Here is a 24,623-nt window from a genome sequence, read left to right as displayed (position 1 = left end):
GCAGACTTAGACCATCTCTCGGGAAAGTCTGCAAGAATTCGACATCGCGCGGCGATCAGTTGCCCGGCGCCATAATCCAGGTGAGGACCATGCTTTCGGCCTCGGCGTCGTTCTCTTCCCACATCAGTTCGGCAATCGCCTCGAGGTGGCGGTTGATCTCCTCCAGCCGACCGGCATCGGGCTTGGCAACGAGCCTGAAGAAGCCCAAATTGCGATGCTCCCCATCCGCCCTGGCCGTGGGAATTGCCTGGCCCCGGGAGAAATCGCGATCGGCCTGGCGGCTGAGCGAGGCCACTATCTGCCCCATCAGGTCGGCGTGCTCCCCGCTCTCCAATGCTTTCCGCAAGCGCATCCTGCGCGAAGGCGTGCGGTAGAGCTTTTCCTTCTTGCGATTGACCACCCGGGCACCCGATTCGACCACCAGGCCGACATCCAGCAACTGCTCGAGGTGATGGTAGAGCGCGGACGGCTGCTTGCCGATCGCTTCCGCCAGTTCCTTGATCGACATCTCGCCGCGCCCGGCAAGGTGATCGACGATATCGGTGCGAACCGCCGAAACGAGCGCGCGCAGCTGGTCGGCCCGCAGGATCCATTCGTCTTCGGCCTCTCGGTGGTTGTCGGCCATTCCTTTGACTTCATCCTTCCCGCCTGTGAGGGCGATTGAGGTACGCGCCTTGGCCCGCATTGGGCAACCCATTCGCCGGGCTTCGGGTTTCTTATTTAATTTTGACTCTATATCTGAATAAGAATACATCCGGCAAGAATCGAAACCACAACAGAATGGGAAAGCCTCGCCATGGGTCTCGTCCGATTTCTCCTCGCCATGGCGGTGCTCCTCGCCCACCTCCCCACCGCGACCGTGCAGTTCATCCACGGCGGCACGGCCGTACAAGCGTTCTTCGTCGTGTCCGGGTTCTATATGGCGCTGATCCTCGACGGGAAATATGACGACCGGCGCCTGTTCTACAGCAACCGGCTGCTGCGCCTCGCACCGGCCTATTTCGCCATGCTGCTGATCGCGCTGGTGGTGGTGCTCGCTTTCGAGATGACCGCCACTGCGACGATGGACAACCACCGCGACCTCTACGCGAACCCGCTCTCCGCCATCGTGCTGGTGTTCGAAAATATCTTCGTGGTCGGCCAGCACCTGCTCTACTGGTTCATGGTCGACGAGAACGGCGGGCTCTATCTCGATCCCTATGGCGGGCTGCCGACCGAAACGACTGCGGTGGGGTGGCAGGGCCTGCTGGTTCCCCAGAGCTGGAGCCTGTCGATCGAGCTGCTGTTCTACGCCGTGGCGCCGTGGATCGCAGGGCGGAAGGCCTGGGTGATCATGCTCATCGCGCTGGCCAGCATCGGGGTGCGGATGGCCGGGATGCTGCTGCCGGTCGAATTTGCGCTGTGGCAGGGGCGTCTGTTCATCACAGCGCTGTTCATGTTCATGTTCGGCATGCTCGCCTATCGGGCATTGCCCAGAGTCACCACGCTGCCCCGGTGGAGCCACTTCGCGGTGCTCGCAGCGATGATCGCGATGATCTGCTTCCTGCCGCGGACCGGGTGGTCGCCCTCCGTCCAAAGCTGGACCATCTATCTCGGTATGGCGGTCGGCACACCCTTCGCCTTTGCCGCGACGCGCAGCTTCAAGCTCGATCGCTGGATCGGGGAATTGAGCTATCCGATCTACCTGACCCATCTCGTGGTCGTTGCCGGCGTGCTGATCTACGAACTGCCCTACCCCTCGTGGAGCGCCATCGCGATCACGCTGCTGCTATCCGCCGCGATCCTGCAGTTCATCGAGCGTCCGGTCGACAGGTGGCGGCAGGCCCGGGTGGCCAGCAGCAAGCGAGAGCGGGAAGAGATGGTACCCCTGGCCGGACTCGAACCGGCACTTCGTTAGAAACTCGATTTTGAGTCGAGCGCGTCTACCAATTCCGCCACAGGGGCACTGATGCGGGAGCGCGGCGGATAGCCGCGCCGCTCACTCGCTTCAAGCCTTTAACGCACCGGCGAGCAGCTTGTGCAGCTTCGAATGCAGCGCATCATTCGCGGCCAGCACTTGCTCGGCATGAATCGGCTGCGAGCGGCCACGATAGTCGCTGACGAATCCGCCCGCTTCGCGCACCAGCAGGCACCCGGCGGCGGTATCCCACGGCTGCAAGCCGCTTTCCCAGAAGCCGTCGAAGCGGCCCTGCGCCACCCAGGCGAGGTCGAGCGAGGCAGCGCCGAAGCGGCGGATTCCTGCGACTTCTGGGCCGATCGCGGCGTAAATCTTGGCCCATTCGGCGGGATTGCCCGCACCCTGGAAGGGAATGCCGGTAGCGATCAGCGCATCCGAGGTCCGCGAACGCGAGGACACGCGCAGGCGTCCGTCGTGCAGCCACGCCCCGCGCGATTTCTCGGCCCAATAGGTCTCGTCATTGATCGGGTGATAGATGCAGGCCGCAGTGACGTCGCCCCAGCCCGACCCGTCGAGCTTGGGTTCCTGCACCGCGATCGAGATCGCGAAATGCGGGATGCCGTGGAGGAAGTTGCTGGTGCCGTCGAGCGGATCGACAATCCAGCGCGGCTTGGTCGGGTCGCCTTCGATCGTACCCGCTTCTTCCATGACGAAGCCCCAGTCGGGCCGGGCGTTGAGCAATTCATCATAGATCGTGCGCTCGGCGCGCATGTCGGCTTTCGACACGAAGTCAGCCGGACCCTTGCGGCTGACCTGAAGGTGTTCGACCTCGCCAAAGTCGCGACGCAGGCGACTGCCTGCCTTGCGCGCGGCGCGTTCCATCACGCGAATGAGGCCCGAATACATGGACATTACAATGTCTTTCTCGTCAATCGACCGCGATCTGGATCGATTGCGCGGTCAGTTCAATTTCGCCCCAGCCGCTCGAAATGAAGGCGTAGTCGCCCTCGATCGTGGCCGAGTAGATGTCGCTGTAGTCGACTTCCTGCCCGTCTTCGACTTTGGTCTTGCGCAGGCGCAGGTCATCGAAGTCGGCGAAGCGGATGAAGCCCTTGCGATAGCAACCCTCGTCGCTGTCAGGCTGTTCAAACCGTGGATGTCCTTCCAGCAAGTGGAAATCCATCTCCAGCGTGAGCGATTCATCGTCGTAGATGACGCCCATGATAAAGCTCTTGTCGAGGTCAATCGCTTCGAGCTTGGGATGCGAACCGCCCGTCATGACTGCCTCCGTCGGTTGACCTCAGCCGGCCTTGCCGACGTAGGTCTGCTCGTACACGTCGACCACGATGCGCGTGCCGCTCTCGATGTGCGGCGGCACCATGATCCGCACGCCATTGTCGAGCACCGCAGGCTTGTAGCTGGAAGAAGCCGTCTGCCCCTTAACCACGGCGTCGGCTTCGACGATATCGGCTTCGACCTGGGACGGCAGCTGAACGCTGATCGGCTTTTCTTCCCACAGCTCGAGCTGGACCGGCATTCCGTCCTGCAAGAAGGGGCGTGCATCGCCCAGCAGGTCGGCCGGCAGGCTGATCTGTTCGTAGGTCTCGTTGTCCATGAAGATCAGCATATCGCCGTCTTCGTAAAGGAACTGGAACTCCTTCGTGTCGAGCCGCACGCGCTCGACCGTGTCGGCGCTGCGGAAACGCACGTTGGTCTTGCGGCCGTCCTGCAGGTTCTTCATCTCGACCTGCATGTAGGCACCGCCCTTGCCGGGCTGGGTGTGCTGGATCTTGGCAACCTTCCAGATGCCGCCTTCATATTCGAGGATGTTGCCGGGGCGGATATCGACGCCGCTGATCTTCATCGGAAAAAGCCTTCTTGTGGGGAGCGCGGGCGGCCTGCCCGCAAATCTGCGCCGCGCCCTTAGCTCACGTCGCTGCTCTGGGCAAGGCGGGTGGAACATCTGGGAGGCTCGTGATAGGGCGTGGAGCTATGTTTCGCCGAATTATCCTTGCTGCTTCTGTGGTTGCGATACCTGCAACGCCTGTACTCGCGCTTCAGGGCGGAATGCTTAAGACGATGCCGCATGGCCGCTACGAATGCGCGCTGCCGGGGGACGCCACGGGCGCCGCCTGGCTACCGGTCCCCGAAGTCAGCTTCAAGCTGAGCAGCGCCTCGCGCTACAGCTCAGACCAGGGCATTGGGACCTATATCATGAAGGGCAAGGATTTCACCTTCACCCGCGGCCCGCTGAGAGGCACGCGTTACCGTCGCACCGGCGATAACGAACTGCAGATAGTGGAGGCCGACGGCTCGCTCGGCCGGATGATCTGCGTGCGCCAGTCGCGCGGCGGATAACGACTCCTATTTCGTCAGCAGCAGGTAGGGATTGAGCGCGTTCGCGGGCTCCCACCATTCGGCATCGGCGGTCGTGCGCAAGATGGCAAAGTGCAGGTGCGGAGCTTCCGGCGAAGCATTGCCGGTGCTCCCGACCGTCCCGAGCCGCTGGCCACGGCGAACCCTCTGCCCTTCCTTCAGGCCTTCGGCATATTCGGCGAGATGGGCGTAATAGTGGATCGTCCGCCGGTCCTGCGAACGAATATAGATCGTGTTCCCACCGGCCTCGGAGACGAACAGCTTTTCGACCGTGCCGGGAGCCGCCGCGACGACGCTGGTCCCCTCGGGCGCCATGATGTCGATCGCTTCGTGCAAACGCCCTCCCCCGCCGCGTTCGTCCATGAAGGTATCGGTGAGGTCGGACGCTCGCACGTTGAGCACGGGCACCCTAAGCCCCGCATCACCCGATTCCCCTGTCGTGCTCCCGTCGGTGTGGAGCGCATCGGCGAGGACGGTCTCCGAGCCATCTCCGTTGGGCGGCACGTCTGCGGTACCGTCGGTGGGTGACGGGCTCGGGGCCGCTTCGGCCGGCCGCATCGAATCCTCGCCCTTCTTGTCGCTGGCCAATTCGATCAGGCTGCCACCGGCCACGATCCAGACTGCGGAAGTGAGCGTGGCGGTGATGACGATGGTGAGGATGCGGTCGATAATTCCCATGCCCAGTCCCTAACCGATCAAGCTTCGAAAATCACCTGTGTCGATTGCGAGACCATTCCAGCAAGGCGTGCTGCATCCCAGTTCGTCAGTCGCACGCAACCGCTGCTCTGGGCGCGACCGATCGTTTCGGGGTCGGGCGTCCCGTGGATGCCGTAATGCTCCTTGCTGAGATCGATCCACACCACGCCGACAGGCGAGTTCGGCCCGGGCGGCAGCTGGTGTGTTTCGCCATCCGCCTGGTCCTTGCCCAGAACCTCGGGATCATAGGCGTAAGGCGGATTATAGGCTTCGCCGAGGATCTTCCATTCGCCCAGCGGTAGCGGGAATTCGCTCGAACCCGAGCTGACGGTGAACAGCGCCACCAGCTTGTCGCCCTGATAGGCCTTGAGCGTCTTTGCCGCCTTGCTGACGACGATGCGGTCAACCTCGGGCTGGTCGCTGCCGACGCCCAGCGATGTGAGCGTGGCGCGCCAATCGTCCTGCTCCACCGTTCCCTTGGCAATCTTGTCAGCGCCGATATTGGGCACGCGAATCAACTGGCCGGCCTGAAAATAGCTTGGCTCTTCACCGTCTGGCCGGGCGATATCGGGCGTCGGGCTCGGCTGGGGATTGGGCCCCTTGCCTTTCTCGGCACCGGCGGGCTGGTTATCGGGATTGAGCTGCCTGAGAACCTCGACCGTCGTGTGAAAGCGCTCGGCGAGCTTTTCGTCGAGCGAGATGTAGCCGAGCTGCTTCATCTTGGCCTGTTCGGCGGGCTCCTCGGGAATCTCCTCGAACGTCAGCTCGTTCCAATCGTCGGGAATGCGCACGACGCGGGTGGCGGGGATGCCGTCCCATTGGGCCAGCGCCTGTTTGGTCGCCTCGTCATGCTTTCCAGTAACCTCAAGGCCGTTGGCTTCCTGGAAGCCCTTGAGCGCGTTTTCTGTGCTCATGCCCATCTTGCCGTCGATCACGCCCGGCCCGAAGCCGCGCCGGTCGAGCACGACCTGCAGCTGCATGATCGGGCGTTCCTCGCTGTCGGCAATATCAAGGGCGGGATCGACCCTCTCGCCATCGTCATCCGACGCCATCGAATCCGCGAGGTTCTGGGTCGTGGCGTTTACCATGCGGTCGGCTTCGGTAGCCGCGCTATCGCCGGTTGAATCGGGAGAGCCGCAGGCAACGAGGGCAAGCAAGGCTGCAGAGGCAAGTAGGTGACGCATGGATAACTCCCAAATTCGTGGCCGGGACGGCCCGTTTGGGTGTTCAACTCACGCGGCGGCGATTTTATCCGAAAAAGCATTGATTGCCGACACTTCGTCGCCGTTCCAGACGCCCCCCGACACCGCGAGGAAGTCCGCTCCGGCCGCGATCAGTGGATCGCAATTCTCCGGCGTGATGCCACCAATCGCTACGCACGGGATCTCGAAAAGCGTGCTCCACCATTCGAGGATGTCCGGCGCGGGGCGATGTTCGCTCGCCTTCGTCTCGGAAGCGAAGAACGCGCCAAAGGCGACATAATCCGCCCCCGCTTCGCCCGCCTCCATCGCGAGGTGCTTCGACGCATGGCAGGTGACGCCGATCTGCGCCTCGCGGCCCAGCTCCGCCCGCGCATCCTTGGGATCACTGTCGCCCTGCCCCAGATGGACCCCATCGGCCTTGAGTCGCTTCGCCAGGGCAATGCTGTCATTGACGATAAAGGCGACGTCGTGCGCGGCACAGATCGCCTGCAGGGGCTCGGCCAATCGCGCTGCCTCGTGCTGGTCGACGCCCTTCACGCGAAACTGGAACGCGGTGACAATGCCCGCACCCGCCGCCAATGCGCGCTCGAGCCGTTGCGGGAAATCCCCGCCAACCTCGAGCGGCGAAATCAGGTAGAGTTGCGTAGCATGCATCTGGTCGTTCATGCTGCGCTCAATAGCGCCAAGCGAAAGGAGCGCAATGTTGTCTCGAATTATCGCGGCTACCCTCGTGACGGTCAGCACCGCAGCCTGTGCCACGAAGTCGGAAGAAGTCGCGGTCCCGGGCTGCACCGAGATGGCCTGCGTTGCGATCGGCGAGGCGGCCACCCTCAACGAGCTGCTCGTCGCCACACCGCTCGAAGTGCTGGAGGACAGCCGCTGCCCGGCCGAAGCCGACTGCATCTGGGAAGGCCGCGTGCTGCTCAAGACCCGGCTCGATCTCGGTCACGAGACGATCACGGTCCAGCTCGACAGCGGTGAGCCGCTGCGCATCAACGGCGGCTATTTGCGCCTGGCCGAAGTGGCACCCTATGCGTCGACCCAATGGTCGCCGATTGCCCCCGGCCATTACCGTTTCGGCTTCGCCTTCACGCCCGACGGGCCAACCACGGCCCCACCTGGCTAATTTACCTGGTTAATTCGGGTGCTGTCTGTGTCCAAACAGGACAGTGCAAAAGCGTGCAATTCGCCGTGGGCCGATGCGTGGTATTGCAGGTGAATGGGAGCCTTAATCGCGCTCCTCGACCGGAGTGAATACCATGTTCGCCACCCTGCTGCTTGCCGCCCTGCCAAGCTACATCGCCGATACGGCTATCTTCGAGCGGGTCGAGGTGGCCGATGAGCTGGTGGTCACGACCTTTGGCGTGATCGAGGATTCGCGCTGCAACAGCCCGCGGCTCTGCTTCGACGACGATCGGCTGATCGTCGCCGCCATCGTGCGCTATCAGGGGCGCGAACGCGAATATGCGATCGAACTGGGCGCGCCGATCTACCTGGACGACGGCGTCTTGCTGTTGGCCGGGACCGCCACCCCACCGAGGGAGGGTGGCGCGATCCACCTCAAGGATTACCGGCTCGACTGGGCGTTCGAACCCTACGCGGAAGAATAGTCGTCAGCCCGCGACCGAGGCCGCCGCGATCTGGTCGATCGCCCTGCCCAGCGCACCGTCGAATTCCTCGTCCGACAGATCCTTGCGCAAATCCTGCAGCAGGCCGCGGCTGAAGCTCGCGATCATGCCGGGATTCCGGGCGAGGTGCGCGCACGCCTCGTCGGTCGAATAGCCGCCCGATAGCGCCACCACCCGCAGCACATTGGGATGCGCGATCGCCGGGTTGTAGAGCCCCGCAGCCACCGGGATCGCCAGCTTGAGCATGACCTGGCGCCCTTCGGGAAGCGCATCGAGGCCCTTCATGATCTCGGCCAGGAGCACCTCTTCACCTTCGCCGCGGTCGGCAGCGGTAATGTCGTACTCCGGTTCGAGGATCGGCACGAGGCCGGCGTCGGCGATCTGGTTGCCCACTGCGAACTGCTGTTCGACTACATTGGCGATGCCGGTGGCGTTGGCTGACTTGATGACCGAGCGCATCTTGGTGCCGAACATTCCGGCGGCAACCGATTTCTCGAGCAGCGCGGGCAGCTTGTCGAGCGGCTTCATCATCTGCGCGCCGCTGTCCTCGTCGGCGAGACCCTGGTCGACCTTGATGAAAGGCACCACCCCGCGCGCCTTCAGCGCGTCGGCGGTGGTCATGCCGTCAACCATGCCGTCCATGGTCTTTTCGAAGAGGATGGCGCCGATGACCTTGCCGCCGCCGAAGCAGGGCGAAGTGATGACCCGGCTGCGCATTTCGTGGATGCGGGCGAACATCTCGTCATCACCGCTCCATTCGTCGTCTGACACGCCATAGCCGCGCAGCGCCTTGGGGGTCGATCCGCCCGACTGGTCGAGTGCCGCGATAAAACCTTCGCCGGTTGCGATCTTGGCCTTCATCTCTTCGAAATTCATGGAAGTCCCTGCCCTGTAGAATAGGTTGTGCATACGAATGCCTTGGCGCGCCAATAGCCAGAGGCGTCCCGCCTCGCAACCGGCGTTTCGTAACCTTTCCGCGGCTCATTCGTATTGTTTGTAGGAGCAACGGGAGAAGGTGATGCTGGACGCGACGCAAGAACGACTGTGCGATGAGAACACAACCGATTTCGGCGACCTCAAGGCGCTCTTCATCAACTGTACGCTCAAATACTCGCCTGAGCCCTCGCATACCGACACGCTGATGGACATGGCCGAGGCGATTATGACCCGGAACGGCGTGAGCGTGGAGCGCATTCGCGCCACCGACTACGACCTTGCCTATGGCGTCTACCCTGACATGACCGAGCACGGCGCCAAGCGCGACGATTGGCCGCAGGTCTGGCCCAAGGTCGAGGCCGCCGATATCGTCGTTCTCGGAACGCCGATCTGGCTGGGCGAGAAGAGCTCGGTCTGCCAGCTCATCATCGAGAAACTCTATGCCCACTCGGGCCAGACCAATGCCAAGGGCCAGTACATCTTCTACGGCAAGGTCGGCGGATGCCTCGTCACTGGGAACGAGGACGGGATCAAGCACGTCGCCATGGGCACGCTCTATGCCATGCAGCATGTCGGCTTCACCATCCCGCCGCAGGCCGATGCCGGCTGGATCGGCGAGGCCGGACCCGGCGCCTCCTATGGCGACGAGCTGGATGATGGCACGCGGGCGGGGTTCGACAATGACTTTACCCGCCGCAACACCACATTCATGACCTGGAACCTGATGCACTATGCCCGCATGCTGAAGGACGCCGGAGGTGTCCCGGCGCATGGCAATTCGCGCGAGCTGTGGAACGAGGGCTGTCGCTTCGACGCGCCCAACCCGGAGTATCGTTGACCCTCAGTGCCAGAGCTGAAGCTGGCGGAGCGAGCCAGGCAGTTGCTCATCGCCATCGGTCCGTGCGAGGCTGCGCTCGACCATTTTCCAGCCGCGCTTGACGCGGCCCTTCAGCCATAGATCGCTGACCCAGAAATTGCCGGTCCAGTCGCGGCGATCGATCCGCAGTTCCAGCTCCGCGCGCGCGGTGAACCACGCCGCACGGCCATGCTTGCGCACGCAGACTTCGTGAAACCTGAAACCAGTGCAGGAGAGAGGCCCCGCCATGGCTTCGACGAAGCTGGGGCGATCGAGCAACTGGGCCGGTTCCGAAGCGACAATCAGCATGAAGTCACGCGCTGCCAGCTTGCGGATTTCGCCTGCCTCACGTCGCATCCATGCGCGCATGAAGCGATGCTCGAGAGTCTCGATCTCTGCCGCAATGTTGCTCATGATCAGGCGCCCAGCGCAGCCACGCCCGGGAGTTCCTTGCCTTCCATCCATTCGAGGAAGGCTCCGCCAGCGGTTGAAATATAGGTCACATCGTCGGTTACGCCGGCATGCGCGAGGGCCGCAATCGTATCGCCACCACCGGCGACCGAAACCAGCGAACCTTCCTGCGTCAGCGCAGCAGCGGTCCGGGCGAGTGCCACGGTAGCCGCATCGAACGGCTCGGTCTCGAACGCGCCCAGCGGCCCGTTCCACACCAGCGTGCGACAGGTCTTGAGCACATCGCCCAGGGCCTCGACCGCGAGCGGGCCGACATCGAGGATCATCTCGTCCTCGGCGACTTCGTGGACGTTGCAGGTGCGCAGCGACGGGGGATTGGGCGCGAATTCCTTCGCCACCACAACGTCATACGGCAGATGGACGGTGCAGCCCGCGCGGTCGGCTTCCTCCATGATCTGGGTCGCGGTGCCGGTCAGGTCGTGTTCGCACAGCGACTTGCCGACGTCGACGCCCTTGGCGGCGAGGAAGGTATTGGCCATTCCGCCGCCGATGATGAGGTGCTGCACCTTGCCGACGAGGTTCTTGAGCACGTCGAGCTTGGTCGAAACCTTGGCCCCGCCTACCACGGCGGCAACCGGCGCTTCGGGATTGCCGAGCGCGGCATCGAGCGCCGTCAGCTCCTTTTCCATCGCGCGGCCCGCATAGGCCGGCAACAGATGCGCCAGCCCTTGGGTCGTCGCATGCGCGCGGTGCGCAGCGGAGAAGGCATCGTTGACGTAGAAATCGCCATTCGCCGCGATCGCCTTGGCAAACTCGGGATCGTTGGCTTCCTCACCGGGCCAGAAGCGGACATTGTCCATCAGCCCGATGTCGCCCGCTCGCAGGATGCCGAGCGATTGCACGACGACAGGTCCCGAAACCTCGGGAATGAACATGATTTCCTTGTCGAGCACACGCTCGACATCGCCCTGCACCATGCTGGTCGAAAGCACCGAGCTGCGCTGGCCCTTGGGCCGTCCGAAATGAGCGAGCAGGATCACCTTCGCACCCTTCTCGCTCAGTTCGAGAATGGTGGGCTTCACCGCCTCGACGCGGGTCAGGTCGCTCGCGCGCCCTTCCTGCATCGGGAGGTTGAGATCGACCCGGACGAGCGCAACCTTTCCCGTTACGTCGCCCAGATCGTCAAGCGTCTTTAAGCCCGCCATTATCAGTTCCTCAGATCAGTCCGGCCATCACGCCGGCGGTGTCGATCATCCGGTTGGAGAAGCCCCACTCGTTATCATACCAGCTGACCACGCGGCAGAGCTTGCCTTCCATCACCGAGGTTTCGAGGCTGTCGATGGTCGAACTGGCCGGGTGGTGGTTGAAGTCCGAGCTGACGAGCGGCTGGTCGGTATAGTCGAGCACGCCCTTCATCTTGCCCTCGGCAGCCGCCTTGAGCGCGGCATTAAGTTCTTCGGCACTGGTGTCGCGGCTCGGCGTGAACACCAGGTCGACAAGGCTGACATTGGGGGTCGGAACGCGAACCGACGAACCGTCGAGCTTGCCCTTGAGCTCGGGCAGCACCAGGCCGACGGCGCGTGCGGCGCCGGTGGTGGTCGGGATCATGTTCTGCGCACCGCCGCGCGCACGGCGCATGTCGCTGTGCATCTGATCAAGCATGCGCTGATCGTTGGTGTAGCTGTGGATCGTGGTCATGAAGCCACGCTCGATGCCGACGGTATCGTGCAGCACCTTGGCCATCGGCGAGAGGCAGTTGGTGGTGCAGCTGGCGTTGGAGACGATCACATCGTCCGCGGTCAACGTCTCGTGGTTCACGCCGTAGACAATCGTCGCCGATACGCCCGAGGCCGGGGCCGAGATCAGAACGCGCTTGGCGCCTGCCTTCAGATGCGGTTCGGCAGCATCATGGCTCTGGAAGAAGCCGGTGCATTCAAGCGCAATGTCGACGCCCTGTTCGGCATGCGGCAGGTTGCCCGGATCGCGCTCGCTGGTGACGGCGATCTTCTTGCCGTTGACCGAGATGAAGCCATCGCCGACCTCGACGGTGCCAGGGAAACGGCCATGCGTGCTGTCATACTGGAACAGCAGCGCGTTCGACTTGGTATCCGCCAGATCGTTGATCGAAACCAGCTCCAGATCGTGGTCGTCTCGTTCAAGAATCGCGCGCGCGACAAGCCGCCCGATACGTCCGAAGCCGTTGATCGCAACCTTGGTCGCCATGAAATAAACTCCTGATTAGCCGTTCAATTTGTTCATGATTTGCGGGACAATCTGATCCGCGGTGAAGCCGAATTTCTCGAACAGGACCTCTGCCGGGGCCGACGCGCCGAAGCGGTCGATCCCGATGCGCAGCCCAGCGATCCCGGTGTAGCGTTCCCATCCGAAGGTGGTGCCGGCCTCGATCGAGACGCGCAGCGCGTCGCTACCGATGATTTCGCGGCGATAGTCATCGCCCTGCTCGTCGAACAGTTCGGAGCAAACCATCGACACGACATCGACGCCGATCCCCTGCCCTTCGAGCTGCTCGGCGCATTCTAGCGCGAGGTGCACTTCCGAACCGGTGGCCATGATCACGACCTTCCGGTCGGCTCCGGCCGATTTGAGCTTGTAGGCGCCGCGAGCCGACAGGTTCTCGCCCGCATCCTCGAGCCGCACCTGCGGCAGGTTCTGGCGGCTGAGCGCGAGCACCGAAGGGCGGTCGCTCTGCTTGAGCGCGATTTCCCAGCATTCGGCGGTTTCGACGACGTCTGCCGGTCGCATCACCAGCAGGTTGGGCATGGCTCGCAGTGAAGCGAGGTGCTCGACCGGTTGGTGCGTCGGGCCATCCTCGCCGAGGCCGATGCTGTCATGGGTCATGACGTAGATCGCGCGCACCTGCTGCAGCGCCGACAGACGGATCGCGCCGCGCGCATAGTCGGTGAAGACCAGGAAGGTACCGCCGTATGGGATCACGCCGCCGTGCAGCGCCATGCCGTTCATGGCAGCGGCCATGCCGAATTCGCGGATGCCCCAATAAACGTAGCGGCCGCCGTAATTGTCGGCGGTGAAGGCGTCGATACCGCCGGCCTTGGTGTTGTTCGACCCGGTCAGGTCGGCGCTGCCGCCGATCGTGTCGGGCAGGCGCGGGTTGATCTCGGCCAGCGCCATCTCGCTCGCCTTGCGGGTCGCGACCTTCTTGGGTTCGGCGATCAGCGAAGCGACGTAGTTCTTCATCGCATCGCCGTGCGGCAGTTCACCCGCCATCCGGCGTTCGAATTCGGCCTTCTGGTCGGAGGAGGCGATGCGACCGGCCCATTCGGCCGCAGCATTCCGGCCGCGCTCGCCAGTAGCGCGCCAGTCGGCGAGGATCTCATCCGGCACGACGAAGGGTTCGTGTTCCCATCCCAGCTCCGCGCGCGCCGCGGCGATTTCCTCGGCGCCGAGCGGTGCACCATGGGTGGCGCTGGTGCCCTGCTTGTTCGGAGCGCCCTTGCCGATCACGGTCTTGCAGGCGACGAGCGAGGGGCGATCATCGGCCACCGCTTCGGCCAGCGCACAGTCGATATCGGCGAAGTCATGCCCGTCGCAGCTCACTACGTGCCATCCGGTCGCCGCGTAGCGGGCCTTGATGTCCTCGCTGGTCGACAGGTCGGTGGCGCCGTCGATGGTGATGTTGTTGTCATCCCACAGCACGACCATCCGGCCGAGCTTGAGGTGACCGGCAAGGCCGATCGCCTCGTGGTTGATGCCTTCCATCAGGCAGCCGTCGCCCGCGACCACCCAGGTGCGATGGTCGACGAGGTCGTCGCCAAACACCGCGTTGAGATGCCGTTCGGCCATCGCCATGCCGACTGCCATCGCCAGGCCCTGGCCGAGCGGGCCGGTGGTGCATTCGACACCTTCGAGCAGGAAGTTCTCCGGGTGACCCGCGCACGGACTGCCGAGCTGGCGGAAATTGCGGATGTCGTCCATCGTCGGCGCCGCGTAGCCGGACAGGTGGAGCAGGCTATAGATCAGCATCGAGCCATGGCCCGCGCTCAGCACGAAGCGATCGCGGTCGGCCCATTTGGGTTGGGACGGATCGAACTTCAGATAGTTCGACCACAGCACGCTTGCGACATCGGCCATCCCCATCGGCATGCCGGGATGCCCCGAATTCGCTGCCTGGACCGCATCCATCGACAGGGCGCGGATGGCATTCGCCATGTTCTGCAGGCGGGCGGTGTCGAGACTCATGCGAAAATGGCTCCTGCTGGTAGTCGCAGACCCGCTGGAAACGCCGCTGGCCCGCGTGTCGATTCGGCGCGGGGCGACCCTTCGCGGAGGCAGCGAGCGAGGTCAAGCAAGTCGCGCTTTGCGTCCCCATTTGTCGGGTATCGGGGCCGGACTCACAGCACTTATCAACAGCGTGACTCAAACCTTTGCCTTTGCTGGCCATTCTTGATAATTTCCCCCGATGGAGGGGGACCGTAGCCTGGCTGCGATGGCGCGTATCGAGGCCGCTTTGGCCCGGATCGATGCTGCGAGCGCGAAAATTTCTGCCAATCCCGCTGCGGCCAGCCCCAACGTCATGAGCCTCGTCAACAAGCACGAGGCGCTGCGCGAGGAGGTCGCCGGGACCATCCGCGACCTCGACAAGCTGATCGCGGAGCTCGAGGCGTGAGCCAGGTTTCCGTCACCATCGCGGGCAAGAACTACAGCCTTGCGTGTGCCGATGGAGAGGAATCCCAGGTCCGCAAGCTCGCCTCGCTGATTGATGGCAAGCTGGCCAATTTTGGCGACAACCTCAGCCCGTCACCCGCGCAGAACCTGCTGTTTGCGGCCCTGCTCCTGGCCGACGAGTTGGAAGAGGCGAAGAGCAGGCAAGGCACTGCCCAGTCGGCCTCGCCGACAAACGGGGACTCCAATGCACTCGACGAGCTTCGGCTCGAACTCCATGCCATGAAGGCGGAGCGCGACGCGCTGGCCAAGGAATTGGGCCGTTTGCGCGATGCCGCGCCCATTGCAGCGCAGGCTGGGCGCGACGAAGCGGCCGAAACACTCGAAGATCTCGCCGATTGGCTCGAGAAACATGCGGAAGTGCTTGAGGGTAAGGCCGCGGCCTCCTAAATAGCGCGCGGCGGGACTGCCCGGCACGAGCCGTTTGAATATCCCTGAGGCTATAAGCAATCCTAGGGAGCTGTCCCTGCCTTGGTCCACTGGTTCGTCCGGGGGGTCGGGGTAAACGGCGCCCACCTGACGTTTAGGCGTCAGAGGATTTCTCGGGCAAACGACCCATGGTGGTTCCGCCACTCTATTCAGGAGGCTCCGTTCGCAGCGAGCGTAGTCGGGATGCAACCGCCCACTCGTGTCTCGACTGGGCTCGACACGGACGGTGTTTGCGACGGTGGAAGACAAGGCAACTCTGCGCAAAAGACTGCGCGCCGCACGCAAGGAACACGCGGCATCGCTGCCCGAATCGATGCGCGGCCTGGTCTTTCGCCATCCGCCCGCAGCGCTGATCGAGATGATTCCCGCCGATGCGGTGATCGGGCTCTATCGCGCCATGCCGGGCGAGGCACCCGCCACGGCCTATACCCAGTTCTTCTACGAGCGCGGCCACACGGTCGCCCTGCCCCGCATCGGACGCCTGGACGAACCGATGCAGTTCCATCTCCACACCGACCCACTGGGTGAAAGCGATCTGGTCGAAGGGACAATGCGGATCCTGCAGCCCGCTGACGACGCGCCCAAAATCGCGCCCGATGTGCTGCTGATGCCGCTAGTCGGCTTTACCGAGCGCGGTGAGCGCCTGGGCCAGGGCGGCGGGTTCTACGATCGCTGGCTGGCGGACCATCCCGCCACCATCGCCATCGGCATGGCGTGGGACTGCCAGTTGGTCGAAGCGCTTCCGATCGAGGACCATGATCAACCGCTAAGCGCCGTAGTCACGCCCACACGCTTCTACGGACCGTTCTGATGCGCGAGCAACCGACCTGGCGAATTCCCGTCGGCATCCTGAGCTTGCTCGCCGGACTGATCGTCTACGCGATATTGATCGCGCGTTACGTCGGTGACTGGATCGTGGGCTGGCCGTCGTGGGCCCAGCTGGTGGTCTACGTCGTCCTTGGCCTGATCTGGCTGCTGCCCCTCAAACGGTTCCTGATCTGGATGGAGACGGGGCGCTGGAGCCCGCCAGGCTAGTCGATCCGTTCGGAATACTCAGCTTCCAGTTGTTGATCACGGACCCAGAAATCGGTCTGGCGCCCGCCTGCGAGCACTTCCGCCATGAGATCGAAATGGCCGTGCCATCCGGCAAAGACGCTAACGATGATTTCGCGGCCCGTGAGATCGCTGTGGACCAGTTCGAGCAGTGCCCTTCCCGTGCCAATCTCCTGCAAGGTTATCACTACCTCGCTAGTCTCTGAGGTCGAGCTTTCGCCCCAGCTGAATGCCAATCGGTTGGGAGGAGAATATTCGAGGATGGTGCACTGGTGGGTGACAACCTCTTCGTCGGCATATTTTTCCGGCGGAGGACTTTCCGACAGTCGGCGGTGATCGAATTCCAGAACCATCTTGCCGCCGACATGGTCGTCGGTCGAACCGCCGCAAAACCACAGCTTGCGTTTCTCGGGATCGACGAGGAATTGCCAGACCTTCTCGATGTCCGCATCGAACTCGCGGCGGAACTCGAGCTTCCCGGGACCGAGCAGCTTGCCGTAATCAGTCATCGCCATCCTCCTTCAATGCTGCGTCGAGAGCGTCGAGACGAGTCTTCCAGAAGGCGCTGTAGTGTTCGACCCAATCGCGCACTTGCAGCAATCCCGCCGGGTCCAGCGAACAGAGCTTTTCGCGCCCGCGCTTCGACTGGCGGACCAGTCCGGCATCGACGAGGACGCCGATATGCTTGGACGCGCCTGCAAGCGTCATTTGCAGCGGATCCGCAAGTTCGCCCACCGTCATGTCGCCCCCTGCCAAGCGCTCCAGCAATTGTCGCCGAGTAGGATCGGCCAGGGCTCGGAAGACCGAATCGGTGTGATCGCTATTCTCAACCATTTGGTTAAGTAATCACAGCCACGCCAAACAATCAACCTGATGGTTGAATAAAATCGGTCCGACGCGGGGTCACGCCTACCGCTATCGCTGGTGGATTCCCTTCGGATCGCGGTCTAGATCAGATGTTGCAAGGTGGGGGGGATACGCGATGTCGCTGAAGAAAATCGTCCTGGGGTTGCTTGGAGCGACGCTCCTGGCTGTGGTTGCAATCGCCCTGTTCGGCCAGCGCTGGATCGGAGAGCGCGTGTACAACGCTGCGGTCGAACGGCAGGTCGGAATCGATCGCTCGGCCACCCTGCCCGACGGTCTGCATGTCTATGTCTGTGGCAGCGGTTCGCCCATGCCCGATGCCGAGCGCGCGGGCCCGTGCCTCGCCGTGCTGGCTGGCCGCAAGGGCTACATCTTCGATGCTGGCTCAGGATCGATCCGCAAGCTTGGCCGGATGGGCTTTCCGATGGCGTCGCTCGACGCAGCATTTCTGACCCATCTTCATTCCGACCATCTCGACGGGCTGGGCGAGCTGATGCTGCAGGCATGGATGGCCGGTGGGCGCGCTAGCCCCCTCCCCATTTATGGCCCCGAGGGCACCGAACGTGTCGTTGCCGGCTTTATCGAGGCTTATGACATCGACCGCGGGTTTCGGATCGCCCACCACGGGCCCGAAGTGGCACGCCCCGGCGGTTTCGGCGGAGAAGCCAAGATCGTCGACGACGGATTCGCCCTGAGCGACGACACGGTCTCGATCCGCGCGCTGCGCATCGATCATGCGCCGGTCGACCATGCCTTCGCCTTCAGGATCGAATACGGCGGGCGCACCGTGGTCATCAGCGGCGACGGGAAATACTCAGGCGAGCTGGCAGAGTTCTCCAAGGGGGCCGACGTCATGTTCCACGAGGCGCTCAACCCGCAGATGGTCGGCAAGATCGGAGCGACGCTGCAGAAGCGTGGCCAGCCCGATGGCGCCAAGATCATGGCCGACATTCCCGACTATCACACCTCGCCCGAAGATGCCGCGCGTGTGGCGCAGCAGGCCGGGGCCAAGACGCTGGTGCTCTACCATCTCGTGCCCGCCCCGCCCGCGCGGCTGGTCGAGCGCTTCTTCATGGGCGAAGCGCCGGAGTTGTTCGATGGCGACCTCAGGATGGCCAAGGATGGGATGCTGGTAAGCCTGCCAGCAAAGGATCAGTCGATCGAAATCGACCAGCTTCTCTAGGAAGTTCTTTTGGAGAAATGTCCCAAGTGGCGCGAGTGACGGGACTCGAACCCGCGACCTTCGGCGTGACAGGCCGACACTCTAACCAACTGAGCTACACCCGCGCAGCCACTTGGGAGCCGCGCAAATAGGGCCGGTCGCACATAGTGTCAACGGCCCTTCGCGCGAAAAATCGAACTTTATTCGACCAGCAAAAGCGCCGGCGTTTCGACCAGTTTCTTGAGCTCCTGGATGAAGCTCGCGGCGTCATAGCCATCGACCACGCGGTGGTCGCAACTGATCGAGATATTCATCAGCTTGCGCTTCTCGATTCGCTCGCCGCCCATGCCGTCAGGCACGAACATTGGGCGTTCGATGATGCGGTTGGGACCGATGATCGCCACCTCGGGCCGATTGATCACCGGCGTGGTCGCGACGCCGCCGAGCGGCCCGAGCGAAGTCACCGTCAGGGTCGATCCCGACAGCTCGTCCGACTTGGCCGAGCCATCGCGCGCCGCATTGGCAAGGCGGCCGATATCGTTGGCGAGCTGCCACAGGTTCTTGGCCTGGGCATCGCGGATCACCGGGACCATCAGGCCGTTGTCGGTCTGCGTCGCCATGCCGAGATGGACGGCGCCGTGGCGCGTCACCACGCCCCCCTCGTCGTCGTAACGCGCGTTGATCATCGGGAATTGCGGAATGAGCTTGCAGATCGCGGTGATCAGCAGCGGCAGCATGGTCAGCTTGGGCTTCCTCCCACGACCCTCGTTGAGCTGTGCGCGCATGCGCTCGAGCTCGGTAACGTCCATCTCCTCGACATAGGAGAAATGCGGGATGTGGCGCTTCGCAGCGGCCATGTTCTGCGCAATGCGCTTGCGCAGGCCGATGACCTTGATCGGCTCGTCGTCGCGCGTGCGGCCGGCCGGTGCGAAACCGCCGGCCGAATTGTAGGCGAGGAACTGGTCGAGATCGCCGTGGCGGATGCGGCCGTCCTCGGCGGGCTTGATCTCCGCCAAATCGATGCCGAGGTCCTTGGCGCGCTTGCGCACCGCCGGTGTGGCGAGAACCTTCGCATGGGCGGTCGGCTCGGGAGCCGGCGTGGGTGCGGGCAGCGGTTCCGGTTCGGGATCGGCTGCAATCGCGTCATCGGCATCGGAGGCATCCGAGGTCTCGACCTCGATCCGCTCTTCGACGACCTCGGCCTTGGGCGCGGGTGCCGGTTCGGGTGCGTCCTCGACCTCGCCTTCGACCTCGATCACCAGCAGCATGGCTCCGACCGAAATCGTGTCGCCGGGCTCACCCGCCACCTCGATCACCTTGCCTTCGACCGGGCTTTCGATGTCGATCGTCGCCTTGTCGGTCATCACGTCGACCAGGTGCTGGTCCTCGGCCACCGTGTCGCCGACCTTGACGTGCCATTCGACGATCTCCGCCTCGGCCACGCCTTCGCCCACGTCGGGCATGTTGAAAGTGAATTTCGCCATCGCGGTTACTCGCTCAAGATCTTGTCGATTGCCTCGCCGATGCGAACCGGGCCCGGGAAGTAGGCCCATTCGAGGCTGTGCGGATAGGGGGTGTCGAAGCCGGTCACACGTTCGACCGGGGCTTCGAGATGGTAGAAGCAACGCTCGGTGACGAGCGCGGACAGTTCTGCCCCGAAGCCGGAAGTACGAGTCGCTTCATGGACGATCAGGCAACGCCCGGTCTTCTCGACCGACGCCTCGATCGCCTCGATGTCGAGCGGCACCAGCGTGCGCAGGTCGAGGATGTCGGCATCGACGCCCTTGTCGCGGCAGACCGCCTCGGCGACATGCACCATCGTGCCATAGGCCAGCACGGTCAGCTGTTCGCCTTCGGTCACGTGGCGCGCCTTGCCGAGCGGGATCTTGTAGTAACCTTCAGGCACCACGCTGTCCTTGTGCCGCTTCCACGGCTCGACCGGCCGGTCGTAATAGCCCGAGAACGGGCCATTATAGATGCGCTTGGGTTCGAAGAAGATCACCGGATCATTGTCTTCGATCGCGCTGATCAGCAGGCCCTTGGCGTCGTAGGGTGTCGAGGGAATCACGGTCTTGAGACCCGACACATGGGTAAAGATCGCTTCCGGGCTCTGGCTGTGCGTCTGGCCGCCGAAGATACCGCCGCCGAAGGGCGAGCGAACCGTCAGCGGCGCGATATATTCGCAGGCCGAACGATAGCGCAGGCGTGCCGCCTCGCTGATGAGCTGGTCGAGCCCGGGATAGATGTAGTCGGCGAACTGGATTTCGGGCACGGGGCGCAGGCCATAGGCCCCCATCCCCACTGCCACGCCGATGATGCCGCATTCGCTGATCGGCGTGTCGAACACGCGCGTCTTGCCATGCTTTTCCTGCAGGCCCGCGGTGCACCGGAACACGCCGCCGAAATAGCCGACGTCCTCGCCCATCACGATCACGTCCGGGTCGCGCGCGAGCATGATGTCGAGCGCGTCATTGATCGCGTCGATCATGTTGATGCGACGCTCGGCGGCTTCACCCGACACGGCTGCGTCCTGCTCCTTCACATCCGCGCTCATTGCTCGGGCCTCCCTTCGGGCCACTTGATCTTGCGTTCGCGGGTCGCCTGCGCGGCCTGCTCCTCAAGATGCCAGGGCAGTTCCTCGAACACGTCCTCGAACATGGTGTGAAACGGATGGTGCAGGCCGTGGCCGAGGATGCCGTTCTTCTCGGCCTCCTTGGTCGCCGCCTTGACGCGCTCGGCGCAGTCGAGGTCCATCTTCTCCTGCCGCTCCTCGTCCCACTCGCCGATCGCGATGAGGTGCTTCTTGAGCCGGTTGATCGGGTCGCCGAGCGGCCATTCCTCGCGCTCGTGTGCGCTGCGATAGCCACTGGGATCGTCCGAGGTCGAATGCCCCTCGGCGCGATAGGTGAAGTATTCGATCAGCGTCGGCCCGCCATTGGCGCGGGCGCGGTTGGCGGCCCAGCGCTGCGCCGCAAAGACCGCCAGCGCGTCGTTGCCGTCGACCCTCAGGCCCGCGAGGCCATAGCCCAGCGCGCGCGCGGCAAAGGTCGTGCGTTCAGCCCCGGCAAAGCCCGAGAAGCTCGAAATCGCCCACTGGTTGTTGATCACGTTGAAGATGACCGGCGCGTTGTAGACCGTGGCGAAGGTGCAGGCAGAGTGGAAATCGCCTTCCGCCGTCGAGCCCTCGCCCACCCAGGTCGCAGCAATCCGGCTGTCGTTCTTGACCGCGCTTGCCATCGCCCAGCCCACCGCTTGCGGCAACTGGGTGGCGAGATTGCCCGAGATCGAGAAGAAGCTGTGCTCGCGGCTCGAATACATGATCGGGAGCTGGCGGCCCTTCAGCTTGTCCGCCTTGTTCGAATAGATCTGGTTGATCATGTCGACGATCGGATAGCCGCGGACGATCAGCACGCCCTGCTGGCGGTAGCTGGGAAACACCATGTCGTCGCTCGCGAGAGCCATCGCGGCCGCGACGCTGGTCGCCTCTTCGCCGGTGCACTTCATATAGAAGCTGGTCTTGCCCTGCCGCTGGCCGCGGAACATACGTTCGTCGAAGGCGCGGACCATGGCCATGTGGCCCAACATCGTGCGCAAGGTTTCGGGATCAAGCTTGGGATCCCACGGGCCGTGTGCCTTGTCGTCGTCACCCAGCACACGCACCAGATCGTAGGCGAGCCCGCTCATTTCCCTGGGCTCGCAGGTCTCGTCCGGGCGCGCCTGCGCACCGGCATCCGGAATGTTCAGATGGCTGAAATCGACCGTGTCTCCGGGTCGATACTTGGGTTCGGGCACGTGGAGCGAAAGCGCGGGCTTGTTGTGCCCAGCATCGCCAGTGCCATTCGGCCTATCGGCCATAAACTGCTCTCCCTCGCGGAAAGACTGCCGCCGCGAGAGGCTATAGCAATCTTTTAACTGCGCGACATTTTATTTCACGCGGGTGCCGAGGTCAAGCTCGACCGGAGGTCACACCGCGACAGGCGCCTTGATGGGCCCGTGCGGCGTGTAGTCCCGAACCTCGAAATCCTCAATCCGGTAGTCGAAGATCGACGCCGGGCGCCGCATTATCTCAAGCCGCGGAAGCCCTTGCGGTTCCCGGGTGAGCTGCTCGGTGATCAGGTGTTCGTGGTTGAGATAGAGATGGACGTCCCCGCCCATCCACACCAGTTCGCCCGGTTCCATCTCGACCTGCTGCGCGATCATCCTCGTGAGCAGCGCCGCCGACCACAGGTTGAACGGCAGGCCCAACGCGACATCGCAACTGCGCTGGTAGAGCAGGCAATTGAGCCTGGCCTCGCTGCCCTCGCCCGAAACGTGGAACTGATAGGTCTTGTGACACGGCGGCAGCGCCATCCGTTCGAGCTCGGCGACATTCCACCCTTCGATTATGTGGCGGCGACTGCCCGGATTGGTGCGCAGGCTCTCGACCACTTGCGCAACCTGGTTGATCCCCGGACCCTTCTCGTACAGCCCATCCTTGCGATAGCGGTAGGTGGGCCAATCGACCCATTGCTTGCCATAGACCGGGCCGAGATCGCCCCAGCGCGCGGCGAAATCCTCGTCAGCGGCGATCCGTTGCACGAAGTCCTCGAGCGCAATGTCATCGCCGCTTTCGCGCACGTATTTGGCGTGGGGCCACTCGTTCCAGATCTTCACCCCTTGCAACACCAACGGGCGAATGTTGGTCTCGCCGGTCAGGAACCACAGCATCTCGCGCGTCGCCGTCTTCCAATAGACGCGCTTGGTGGTGAGCAGCGGCATTGAGCCGTCGGCAAGGTCGAATCGCAGCATGGCGCCGGCGATCGACCGGGTGCCGATACCGGTGCGATCGACCCGTTCGCTGCCCTGCGCCCAGATCTGGCGCATGAGGTCGAGATATTGCCATTCGGGGTGGCCTGGACCGACTAGTTCGGACGGAATCGAGATGCTCGCCATCGGGCAACCCTAAACCCGCAATTGCCCGCTTGCCACCCCGGCTAACCCTGCCTATAGGGCGCGCCTTGCCTCGGTCCACAGCTCTTTGGCAGCTATCTATGGGACCGACACGGTCGGGGAGTAGCTCAGCCTGGTAGAGCACTGTCTTCGGGAGGCAGGGGCCGGAGGTTCGAATCCTCTCTCCCCGACCAACGACACAGCCTAGATTTCCAGCGTAACTTCAGCGTCTTACCTGCGATTGCAGGTGAAGCGTTGGTTCGCACGACAAGCCTTCTGGTTCGCTGCTGACACACTGGTGACACAGCGAGGCAAAGAATGGCTACAATTTCGAAGCGGAAAGACAGTTGGTTTGTGCAAGTTAGACGCAAAGGATTCACCCCTCGCTACCGTAGCTTTGCCAGCAAATCCGAAGCTGAAACATGGGCGAGAGAGCAGGAAACGAAAATCGACACACGGCAAGCGTCTCGCGTGAGGCCAGAGGTGTTACAGTCCACCCTAGGAGAGCTGATTGAGAGATATAAGACCTCTGTGACACCAAAGAAGCGGAGCTACGAGAGCGAGCATCTGCGACTAACCAAGATGCAACGTCATCCAATTTGCTCGCTATCCATTGGGCAGGTCTCCCAAGCCGCAGTGTCGGCATATCGTGACGACCGCCTGCAAGAGGCTAAACCCGGCACAGTGCGGCGAGAGCTTTCGCTTCTGCACCATGTATTCGATACCGCACAGAAGCAGTGGGGAATCTATCTTGGAGGCAATCCCACCGAGGATGTCATCCAACCAAAAGTTAGAGATCAAAGGAGCCGACGCTTATCTCCAGCCGAGCAAGTGCGATTGGAGCAAGCCCTATCAACATGTCGAAACGCTCAGGTGAAATTGGTCGTTCAGTTCGCACTTGAGACCGCCATGAGGAGGGGCGAAATTCTCTCGCTGCGCTGGGAGAATATCAATCTTGAGCAACGCTCCGCGCACATTGCACAAACCAAAACGGACACGCCCCGCACAATTCCCTTGTCTGCAAAGGCAACAGCAATTTTACAGGAGGTGGACCGCTACGACGATTGCGTATTCACCTTGACGGTGGATGCTCTCAAGGCAGCATGGAAACGAGCGAAGCGCAGGGCAGACATACATGATTTGCGGTTCCACGATCTTAGACATGAGGCCATCTCTCGATTGTTCGAACTTGGCCTAAACATACCAGAAGTGGCGTTGATTTCGGGCCATAAAGACCCGCGAATGCTGTTCCGATATACCCACCTCTCTCCTGACGTGGTTAGAAGGAGAATGGACCAGTTGCTTGCAAATTAGATGAACGCCAGATTAACGCAAAATGAATCGCAGGTTAATCAAATTCTCAGGCCCGATTCAGATTGGCACGTCTATATAACGCAGCAACAAGTGGGACTCTGTCTTGTCCATCGCTTGTTCAATCTAAGCTCTGATCTCCCATCAAAATCTCCACTCGCGATCTCTCATC

29 protein-coding genes and 3 tRNA genes are annotated in these 24,623 nt (G+C 62.8%); 12 read left to right on the top strand and 20 right to left on the bottom strand.

Annotated features, from left to right (window positions below):
- Positions 1 to 55: 55 nt before the first annotated feature.
- Positions 56 to 625, bottom strand: a complete 570-nt coding sequence (locus P7228_RS12975; RefSeq protein WP_278015655.1) for a helix-turn-helix domain-containing protein — start codon at positions 623 to 625, stop codon at positions 56 to 58.
- Between the two features lie 171 nt (positions 626 to 796).
- On the opposite strand from P7228_RS12975, the gene P7228_RS12970 reads away from it, so the two are divergent.
- Positions 797 to 1,897: an acyltransferase family protein gene (locus P7228_RS12970; protein WP_278015654.1), complete on the top strand. Its 1,101-nt coding sequence runs from the start codon at positions 797 to 799 to the stop codon at positions 1,895 to 1,897.
- Here the strand turns inward: P7228_RS12970 and P7228_RS12965 are convergent.
- The 4 genes from P7228_RS12965 to efp form a co-directional block, all read right to left on the bottom strand.
- Positions 1,860 to 1,944 (bottom strand) — tRNA-Leu (locus P7228_RS12965). The genes P7228_RS12970 and P7228_RS12965 overlap by 38 nt on opposite strands.
- Before the next feature lie 43 nt (positions 1,945 to 1,987).
- Positions 1,988 to 2,809 carry an inositol monophosphatase family protein gene (locus P7228_RS12960; RefSeq protein ID WP_278015653.1) on the bottom strand — a complete coding sequence of 274 codons (822 nt, stop codon included), beginning with the start codon at positions 2,807 to 2,809 and terminating at the stop codon, positions 1,988 to 1,990.
- A 16-nt stretch (positions 2,810 to 2,825) separates the two neighbouring features.
- Positions 2,826 to 3,176, bottom strand: a complete 351-nt coding sequence (locus P7228_RS12955) for a hypothetical protein (protein WP_278015652.1) — start codon at positions 3,174 to 3,176, stop codon at positions 2,826 to 2,828.
- Positions 3,177 to 3,197: 21 nt separating this feature from the next.
- Positions 3,198 to 3,761, bottom strand: a complete 564-nt coding sequence (gene efp, locus P7228_RS12950) for an elongation factor P (protein WP_278015651.1) — start codon at positions 3,759 to 3,761, stop codon at positions 3,198 to 3,200.
- 203 nt (positions 3,762 to 3,964) lie between these two features.
- Here efp and P7228_RS12945 point away from each other — a divergent pair, with 203 nt between their 5' ends.
- On the top strand, positions 3,965 to 4,255 hold the full coding sequence (locus P7228_RS12945; RefSeq protein ID WP_278015650.1) for an elongation factor P: 291 nt from the start codon (positions 3,965 to 3,967) through the stop codon (positions 4,253 to 4,255).
- Positions 4,256 to 4,261: 6 nt separating this feature from the next.
- Here the strand turns inward: P7228_RS12945 and P7228_RS12940 are convergent, their stop codons facing one another.
- The 3 genes from P7228_RS12940 to thiE are packed head-to-tail and all read right to left on the bottom strand — an operon-like array spanning position 4,262 to position 6,837.
- A complete protein-coding gene (locus tag P7228_RS12940; protein WP_278015649.1) occupies positions 4,262 to 4,951 on the bottom strand; it encodes a M23 family metallopeptidase in 690 nt (229 codons plus the stop codon).
- Between the two features lie 17 nt (positions 4,952 to 4,968).
- Positions 4,969 to 6,153, bottom strand: a complete 1,185-nt coding sequence (locus P7228_RS12935; protein WP_278015648.1) for a L,D-transpeptidase family protein — start codon at positions 6,151 to 6,153, stop codon at positions 4,969 to 4,971.
- A 48-nt stretch (positions 6,154 to 6,201) separates the two neighbouring features.
- Positions 6,202 to 6,837, bottom strand: coding sequence for a thiamine phosphate synthase (gene thiE / locus P7228_RS12930; protein WP_278015647.1), 636 nt, complete (start codon positions 6,835 to 6,837; stop codon positions 6,202 to 6,204).
- 37 nt (positions 6,838 to 6,874) lie between these two features.
- Between thiE and P7228_RS12925 the strand changes: the two genes are divergently transcribed.
- On the top strand, positions 6,875 to 7,297 hold the full coding sequence (locus P7228_RS12925) for a hypothetical protein (RefSeq protein WP_278015646.1): 423 nt from the start codon (positions 6,875 to 6,877) through the stop codon (positions 7,295 to 7,297).
- A 133-nt stretch (positions 7,298 to 7,430) separates the two neighbouring features.
- Positions 7,431 to 7,781: a hypothetical protein gene (locus P7228_RS12920; RefSeq protein ID WP_278015645.1), complete on the top strand. Its 351-nt coding sequence runs from the start codon at positions 7,431 to 7,433 to the stop codon at positions 7,779 to 7,781.
- A gap of 3 nt (positions 7,782 to 7,784) precedes the next feature.
- On the opposite strand, the gene P7228_RS12915 is transcribed toward P7228_RS12920, so the two are convergent.
- The gene (locus P7228_RS12915; RefSeq protein WP_278015644.1) at positions 7,785 to 8,675 is read right to left on the bottom strand and encodes a fructose bisphosphate aldolase; all 891 of its coding nucleotides are present in this window, start codon (positions 8,673 to 8,675) and stop codon (positions 7,785 to 7,787) included.
- 142 nt (positions 8,676 to 8,817) lie between these two features.
- On the opposite strand from P7228_RS12915, the gene P7228_RS12910 reads away from it, so the two are divergent.
- Positions 8,818 to 9,573 (top strand): flavodoxin family protein, encoded by a 756-nt coding sequence (locus tag P7228_RS12910; RefSeq protein ID WP_278015643.1) that lies wholly within the window; start codon positions 8,818 to 8,820, stop codon positions 9,571 to 9,573.
- Between the two features lie 3 nt (positions 9,574 to 9,576).
- Here P7228_RS12910 and P7228_RS12905 read toward each other — a convergent pair whose 3' ends face one another.
- Genes P7228_RS12905 through tkt form a run of 4 tightly spaced genes read right to left on the bottom strand, consistent with a single transcriptional unit; the run spans position 9,577 to position 14,220 of the window.
- Entirely contained in the window at positions 9,577 to 10,005 is a 429-nt protein-coding gene (locus tag P7228_RS12905) for a nuclear transport factor 2 family protein (RefSeq protein ID WP_278015642.1), read from the bottom strand.
- Between the two features lie 2 nt (positions 10,006 to 10,007).
- Positions 10,008 to 11,207 (bottom strand): phosphoglycerate kinase, encoded by a 1,200-nt coding sequence (locus P7228_RS12900; protein ID WP_278015641.1) that lies wholly within the window; start codon positions 11,205 to 11,207, stop codon positions 10,008 to 10,010.
- A 10-nt stretch (positions 11,208 to 11,217) separates the two neighbouring features.
- Positions 11,218 to 12,225 (bottom strand): type I glyceraldehyde-3-phosphate dehydrogenase, encoded by a 1,008-nt coding sequence (gene gap, locus P7228_RS12895; protein WP_278015640.1) that lies wholly within the window; start codon positions 12,223 to 12,225, stop codon positions 11,218 to 11,220.
- A 15-nt stretch (positions 12,226 to 12,240) separates the two neighbouring features.
- A complete protein-coding gene (gene tkt, locus P7228_RS12890) occupies positions 12,241 to 14,220 on the bottom strand; it encodes a transketolase (RefSeq protein ID WP_278015639.1) in 1,980 nt (659 codons plus the stop codon).
- A 247-nt stretch (positions 14,221 to 14,467) separates the two neighbouring features.
- On the opposite strand from tkt, the gene P7228_RS12885 reads away from it, so the two are divergent.
- The 4 genes from P7228_RS12885 (at position 14,468) to P7228_RS12870 (ending at position 16,167) form a co-directional block, all read left to right on the top strand.
- Complete coding sequence (locus tag P7228_RS12885; protein WP_278015638.1) at positions 14,468 to 14,647, top strand: hypothetical protein; 180 nt, start codon at positions 14,468 to 14,470, stop codon at positions 14,645 to 14,647.
- Complete coding sequence (locus P7228_RS12880; RefSeq protein ID WP_278015637.1) at positions 14,644 to 15,093, top strand: cell division protein ZapA; 450 nt, start codon at positions 14,644 to 14,646, stop codon at positions 15,091 to 15,093. The genes P7228_RS12885 and P7228_RS12880 overlap by 4 nt, the downstream gene beginning before the upstream one ends.
- A 238-nt stretch (positions 15,094 to 15,331) precedes the next feature.
- A complete protein-coding gene (locus P7228_RS12875; protein WP_347402841.1) occupies positions 15,332 to 15,943 on the top strand; it encodes a 5-formyltetrahydrofolate cyclo-ligase in 612 nt (203 codons plus the stop codon).
- A complete protein-coding gene (locus P7228_RS12870; protein ID WP_278015636.1) occupies positions 15,943 to 16,167 on the top strand; it encodes a DUF2842 domain-containing protein in 225 nt (74 codons plus the stop codon). The genes P7228_RS12875 and P7228_RS12870 overlap by 1 nt, the downstream gene beginning before the upstream one ends.
- On the opposite strand, the gene P7228_RS12865 is transcribed toward P7228_RS12870, so the two are convergent.
- Positions 16,164 to 16,694 (bottom strand): SRPBCC family protein, encoded by a 531-nt coding sequence (locus P7228_RS12865; RefSeq protein WP_278015635.1) that lies wholly within the window; start codon positions 16,692 to 16,694, stop codon positions 16,164 to 16,166. The two genes, P7228_RS12870 and P7228_RS12865, sit on opposite strands and share 4 nt — an antisense overlap.
- Positions 16,687 to 17,019, bottom strand: coding sequence for an ArsR/SmtB family transcription factor (locus P7228_RS12860; RefSeq protein ID WP_278015634.1), 333 nt, complete (start codon positions 17,017 to 17,019; stop codon positions 16,687 to 16,689). Before P7228_RS12860 ends, P7228_RS12865 begins: the two co-directional genes overlap by 8 nt.
- Before the next feature lie 148 nt (positions 17,020 to 17,167).
- On the opposite strand from P7228_RS12860, the gene P7228_RS12855 reads away from it, so the two are divergent.
- Positions 17,168 to 18,232, top strand: coding sequence for an MBL fold metallo-hydrolase (locus P7228_RS12855; protein ID WP_278015633.1), 1,065 nt, complete (start codon positions 17,168 to 17,170; stop codon positions 18,230 to 18,232).
- A 27-nt stretch (positions 18,233 to 18,259) separates the two neighbouring features.
- Here P7228_RS12855 and P7228_RS12850 read toward each other — a convergent pair.
- The 5 genes from P7228_RS12850 to P7228_RS12830 form a co-directional block, all read right to left on the bottom strand.
- Positions 18,260 to 18,336 (bottom strand) — tRNA-Asp (locus P7228_RS12850).
- Between the two features lie 75 nt (positions 18,337 to 18,411).
- A complete protein-coding gene (locus tag P7228_RS12845) occupies positions 18,412 to 19,695 on the bottom strand; it encodes a dihydrolipoamide acetyltransferase family protein (RefSeq protein ID WP_278015632.1) in 1,284 nt (427 codons plus the stop codon).
- A 5-nt stretch (positions 19,696 to 19,700) separates the two neighbouring features.
- Entirely contained in the window at positions 19,701 to 20,765 is a 1,065-nt protein-coding gene (locus P7228_RS12840; RefSeq protein ID WP_278015631.1) for an alpha-ketoacid dehydrogenase subunit beta, read from the bottom strand.
- The gene (locus tag P7228_RS12835; protein ID WP_278015630.1) at positions 20,762 to 22,066 is read right to left on the bottom strand and encodes a 3-methyl-2-oxobutanoate dehydrogenase (2-methylpropanoyl-transferring) subunit alpha; all 1,305 of its coding nucleotides are present in this window, start codon (positions 22,064 to 22,066) and stop codon (positions 20,762 to 20,764) included. Before P7228_RS12835 ends, P7228_RS12840 begins: the two co-directional genes overlap by 4 nt.
- A gap of 108 nt (positions 22,067 to 22,174) precedes the next feature.
- Positions 22,175 to 23,143, bottom strand: coding sequence for a thymidylate synthase (locus P7228_RS12830; RefSeq protein WP_278015629.1), 969 nt, complete (start codon positions 23,141 to 23,143; stop codon positions 22,175 to 22,177).
- Between the two features lie 114 nt (positions 23,144 to 23,257).
- Here P7228_RS12830 and P7228_RS12825 point away from each other — a divergent pair.
- Together P7228_RS12825 and P7228_RS12820 are read left to right on the top strand one after the other, a co-directional pair.
- Positions 23,258 to 23,334 (top strand) — tRNA-Pro (locus tag P7228_RS12825).
- 124 nt (positions 23,335 to 23,458) lie between these two features.
- A complete protein-coding gene (locus P7228_RS12820; protein ID WP_278015628.1) occupies positions 23,459 to 24,454 on the top strand; it encodes an integrase in 996 nt (331 codons plus the stop codon).
- The last annotated feature ends 169 nt before the right edge of the window (positions 24,455 to 24,623 follow it).

This window comes from Altererythrobacter sp. CAU 1644 (assembly GCF_029623755.1).
Lineage (GTDB): Bacteria > Pseudomonadota > Alphaproteobacteria > Sphingomonadales > Sphingomonadaceae > Erythrobacter > Erythrobacter arenosus.
Note: the sequence above shows the minus strand (reverse complement) of the source record. Positions and strands in the feature narration are given on the sequence as shown.

Coding starts and splice junctions, on each gene's coding strand:
- P7228_RS12915 (WP_278015644.1), bottom strand. CDS start 8,675: ATGAATTTCGAAGAGATGAAGGCCAAGATCGCAACCGGCGAAGGTTTT.
- P7228_RS12830 (WP_278015629.1), bottom strand. CDS start 23,143: ATGGCGAGCATCTCGATTCCGTCCGAACTAGTCGGTCCAGGCCACCCC.
- gap (WP_278015640.1), bottom strand. CDS start 12,225: ATGGCGACCAAGGTTGCGATCAACGGCTTCGGACGTATCGGGCGGCTT.
- P7228_RS12970 (WP_278015654.1), top strand. CDS start 797: ATGGGTCTCGTCCGATTTCTCCTCGCCATGGCGGTGCTCCTCGCCCAC.
- efp (WP_278015651.1), bottom strand. CDS start 3,761: ATGAAGATCAGCGGCGTCGATATCCGCCCCGGCAACATCCTCGAATAT.
- P7228_RS12905 (WP_278015642.1), bottom strand. CDS start 10,005: ATGAGCAACATTGCGGCAGAGATCGAGACTCTCGAGCATCGCTTCATG.
- P7228_RS12935 (WP_278015648.1), bottom strand. CDS start 6,153: ATGCGTCACCTACTTGCCTCTGCAGCCTTGCTTGCCCTCGTTGCCTGC.
- P7228_RS12885 (WP_278015638.1), top strand. CDS start 14,468: ATGGCGCGTATCGAGGCCGCTTTGGCCCGGATCGATGCTGCGAGCGCG.
- P7228_RS12960 (WP_278015653.1), bottom strand. CDS start 2,809: ATGTCCATGTATTCGGGCCTCATTCGCGTGATGGAACGCGCCGCGCGC.
- P7228_RS12820 (WP_278015628.1), top strand. CDS start 23,459: ATGGCTACAATTTCGAAGCGGAAAGACAGTTGGTTTGTGCAAGTTAGA.
- P7228_RS12920 (WP_278015645.1), top strand. CDS start 7,431: ATGTTCGCCACCCTGCTGCTTGCCGCCCTGCCAAGCTACATCGCCGAT.
- P7228_RS12945 (WP_278015650.1), top strand. CDS start 3,965: ATGCTTAAGACGATGCCGCATGGCCGCTACGAATGCGCGCTGCCGGGG.
- P7228_RS12835 (WP_278015630.1), bottom strand. CDS start 22,066: ATGGCCGATAGGCCGAATGGCACTGGCGATGCTGGGCACAACAAGCCC.
- P7228_RS12845 (WP_278015632.1), bottom strand. CDS start 19,695: ATGGCGAAATTCACTTTCAACATGCCCGACGTGGGCGAAGGCGTGGCC.
- P7228_RS12975 (WP_278015655.1), bottom strand. CDS start 625: ATGGCCGACAACCACCGAGAGGCCGAAGACGAATGGATCCTGCGGGCC.
- P7228_RS12940 (WP_278015649.1), bottom strand. CDS start 4,951: ATGGGAATTATCGACCGCATCCTCACCATCGTCATCACCGCCACGCTC.
- P7228_RS12870 (WP_278015636.1), top strand. CDS start 15,943: ATGCGCGAGCAACCGACCTGGCGAATTCCCGTCGGCATCCTGAGCTTG.
- P7228_RS12860 (WP_278015634.1), bottom strand. CDS start 17,019: ATGGTTGAGAATAGCGATCACACCGATTCGGTCTTCCGAGCCCTGGCC.
- P7228_RS12910 (WP_278015643.1), top strand. CDS start 8,818: ATGCTGGACGCGACGCAAGAACGACTGTGCGATGAGAACACAACCGAT.
- P7228_RS12855 (WP_278015633.1), top strand. CDS start 17,168: ATGTCGCTGAAGAAAATCGTCCTGGGGTTGCTTGGAGCGACGCTCCTG.
- thiE (WP_278015647.1), bottom strand. CDS start 6,837: ATGAACGACCAGATGCATGCTACGCAACTCTACCTGATTTCGCCGCTC.
- P7228_RS12840 (WP_278015631.1), bottom strand. CDS start 20,765: ATGAGCGCGGATGTGAAGGAGCAGGACGCAGCCGTGTCGGGTGAAGCC.
- P7228_RS12955 (WP_278015652.1), bottom strand. CDS start 3,176: ATGACGGGCGGTTCGCATCCCAAGCTCGAAGCGATTGACCTCGACAAG.
- P7228_RS12865 (WP_278015635.1), bottom strand. CDS start 16,694: ATGACTGATTACGGCAAGCTGCTCGGTCCCGGGAAGCTCGAGTTCCGC.
- P7228_RS12900 (WP_278015641.1), bottom strand. CDS start 11,207: ATGGCGGGCTTAAAGACGCTTGACGATCTGGGCGACGTAACGGGAAAG.
- tkt (WP_278015639.1), bottom strand. CDS start 14,220: ATGAGTCTCGACACCGCCCGCCTGCAGAACATGGCGAATGCCATCCGC.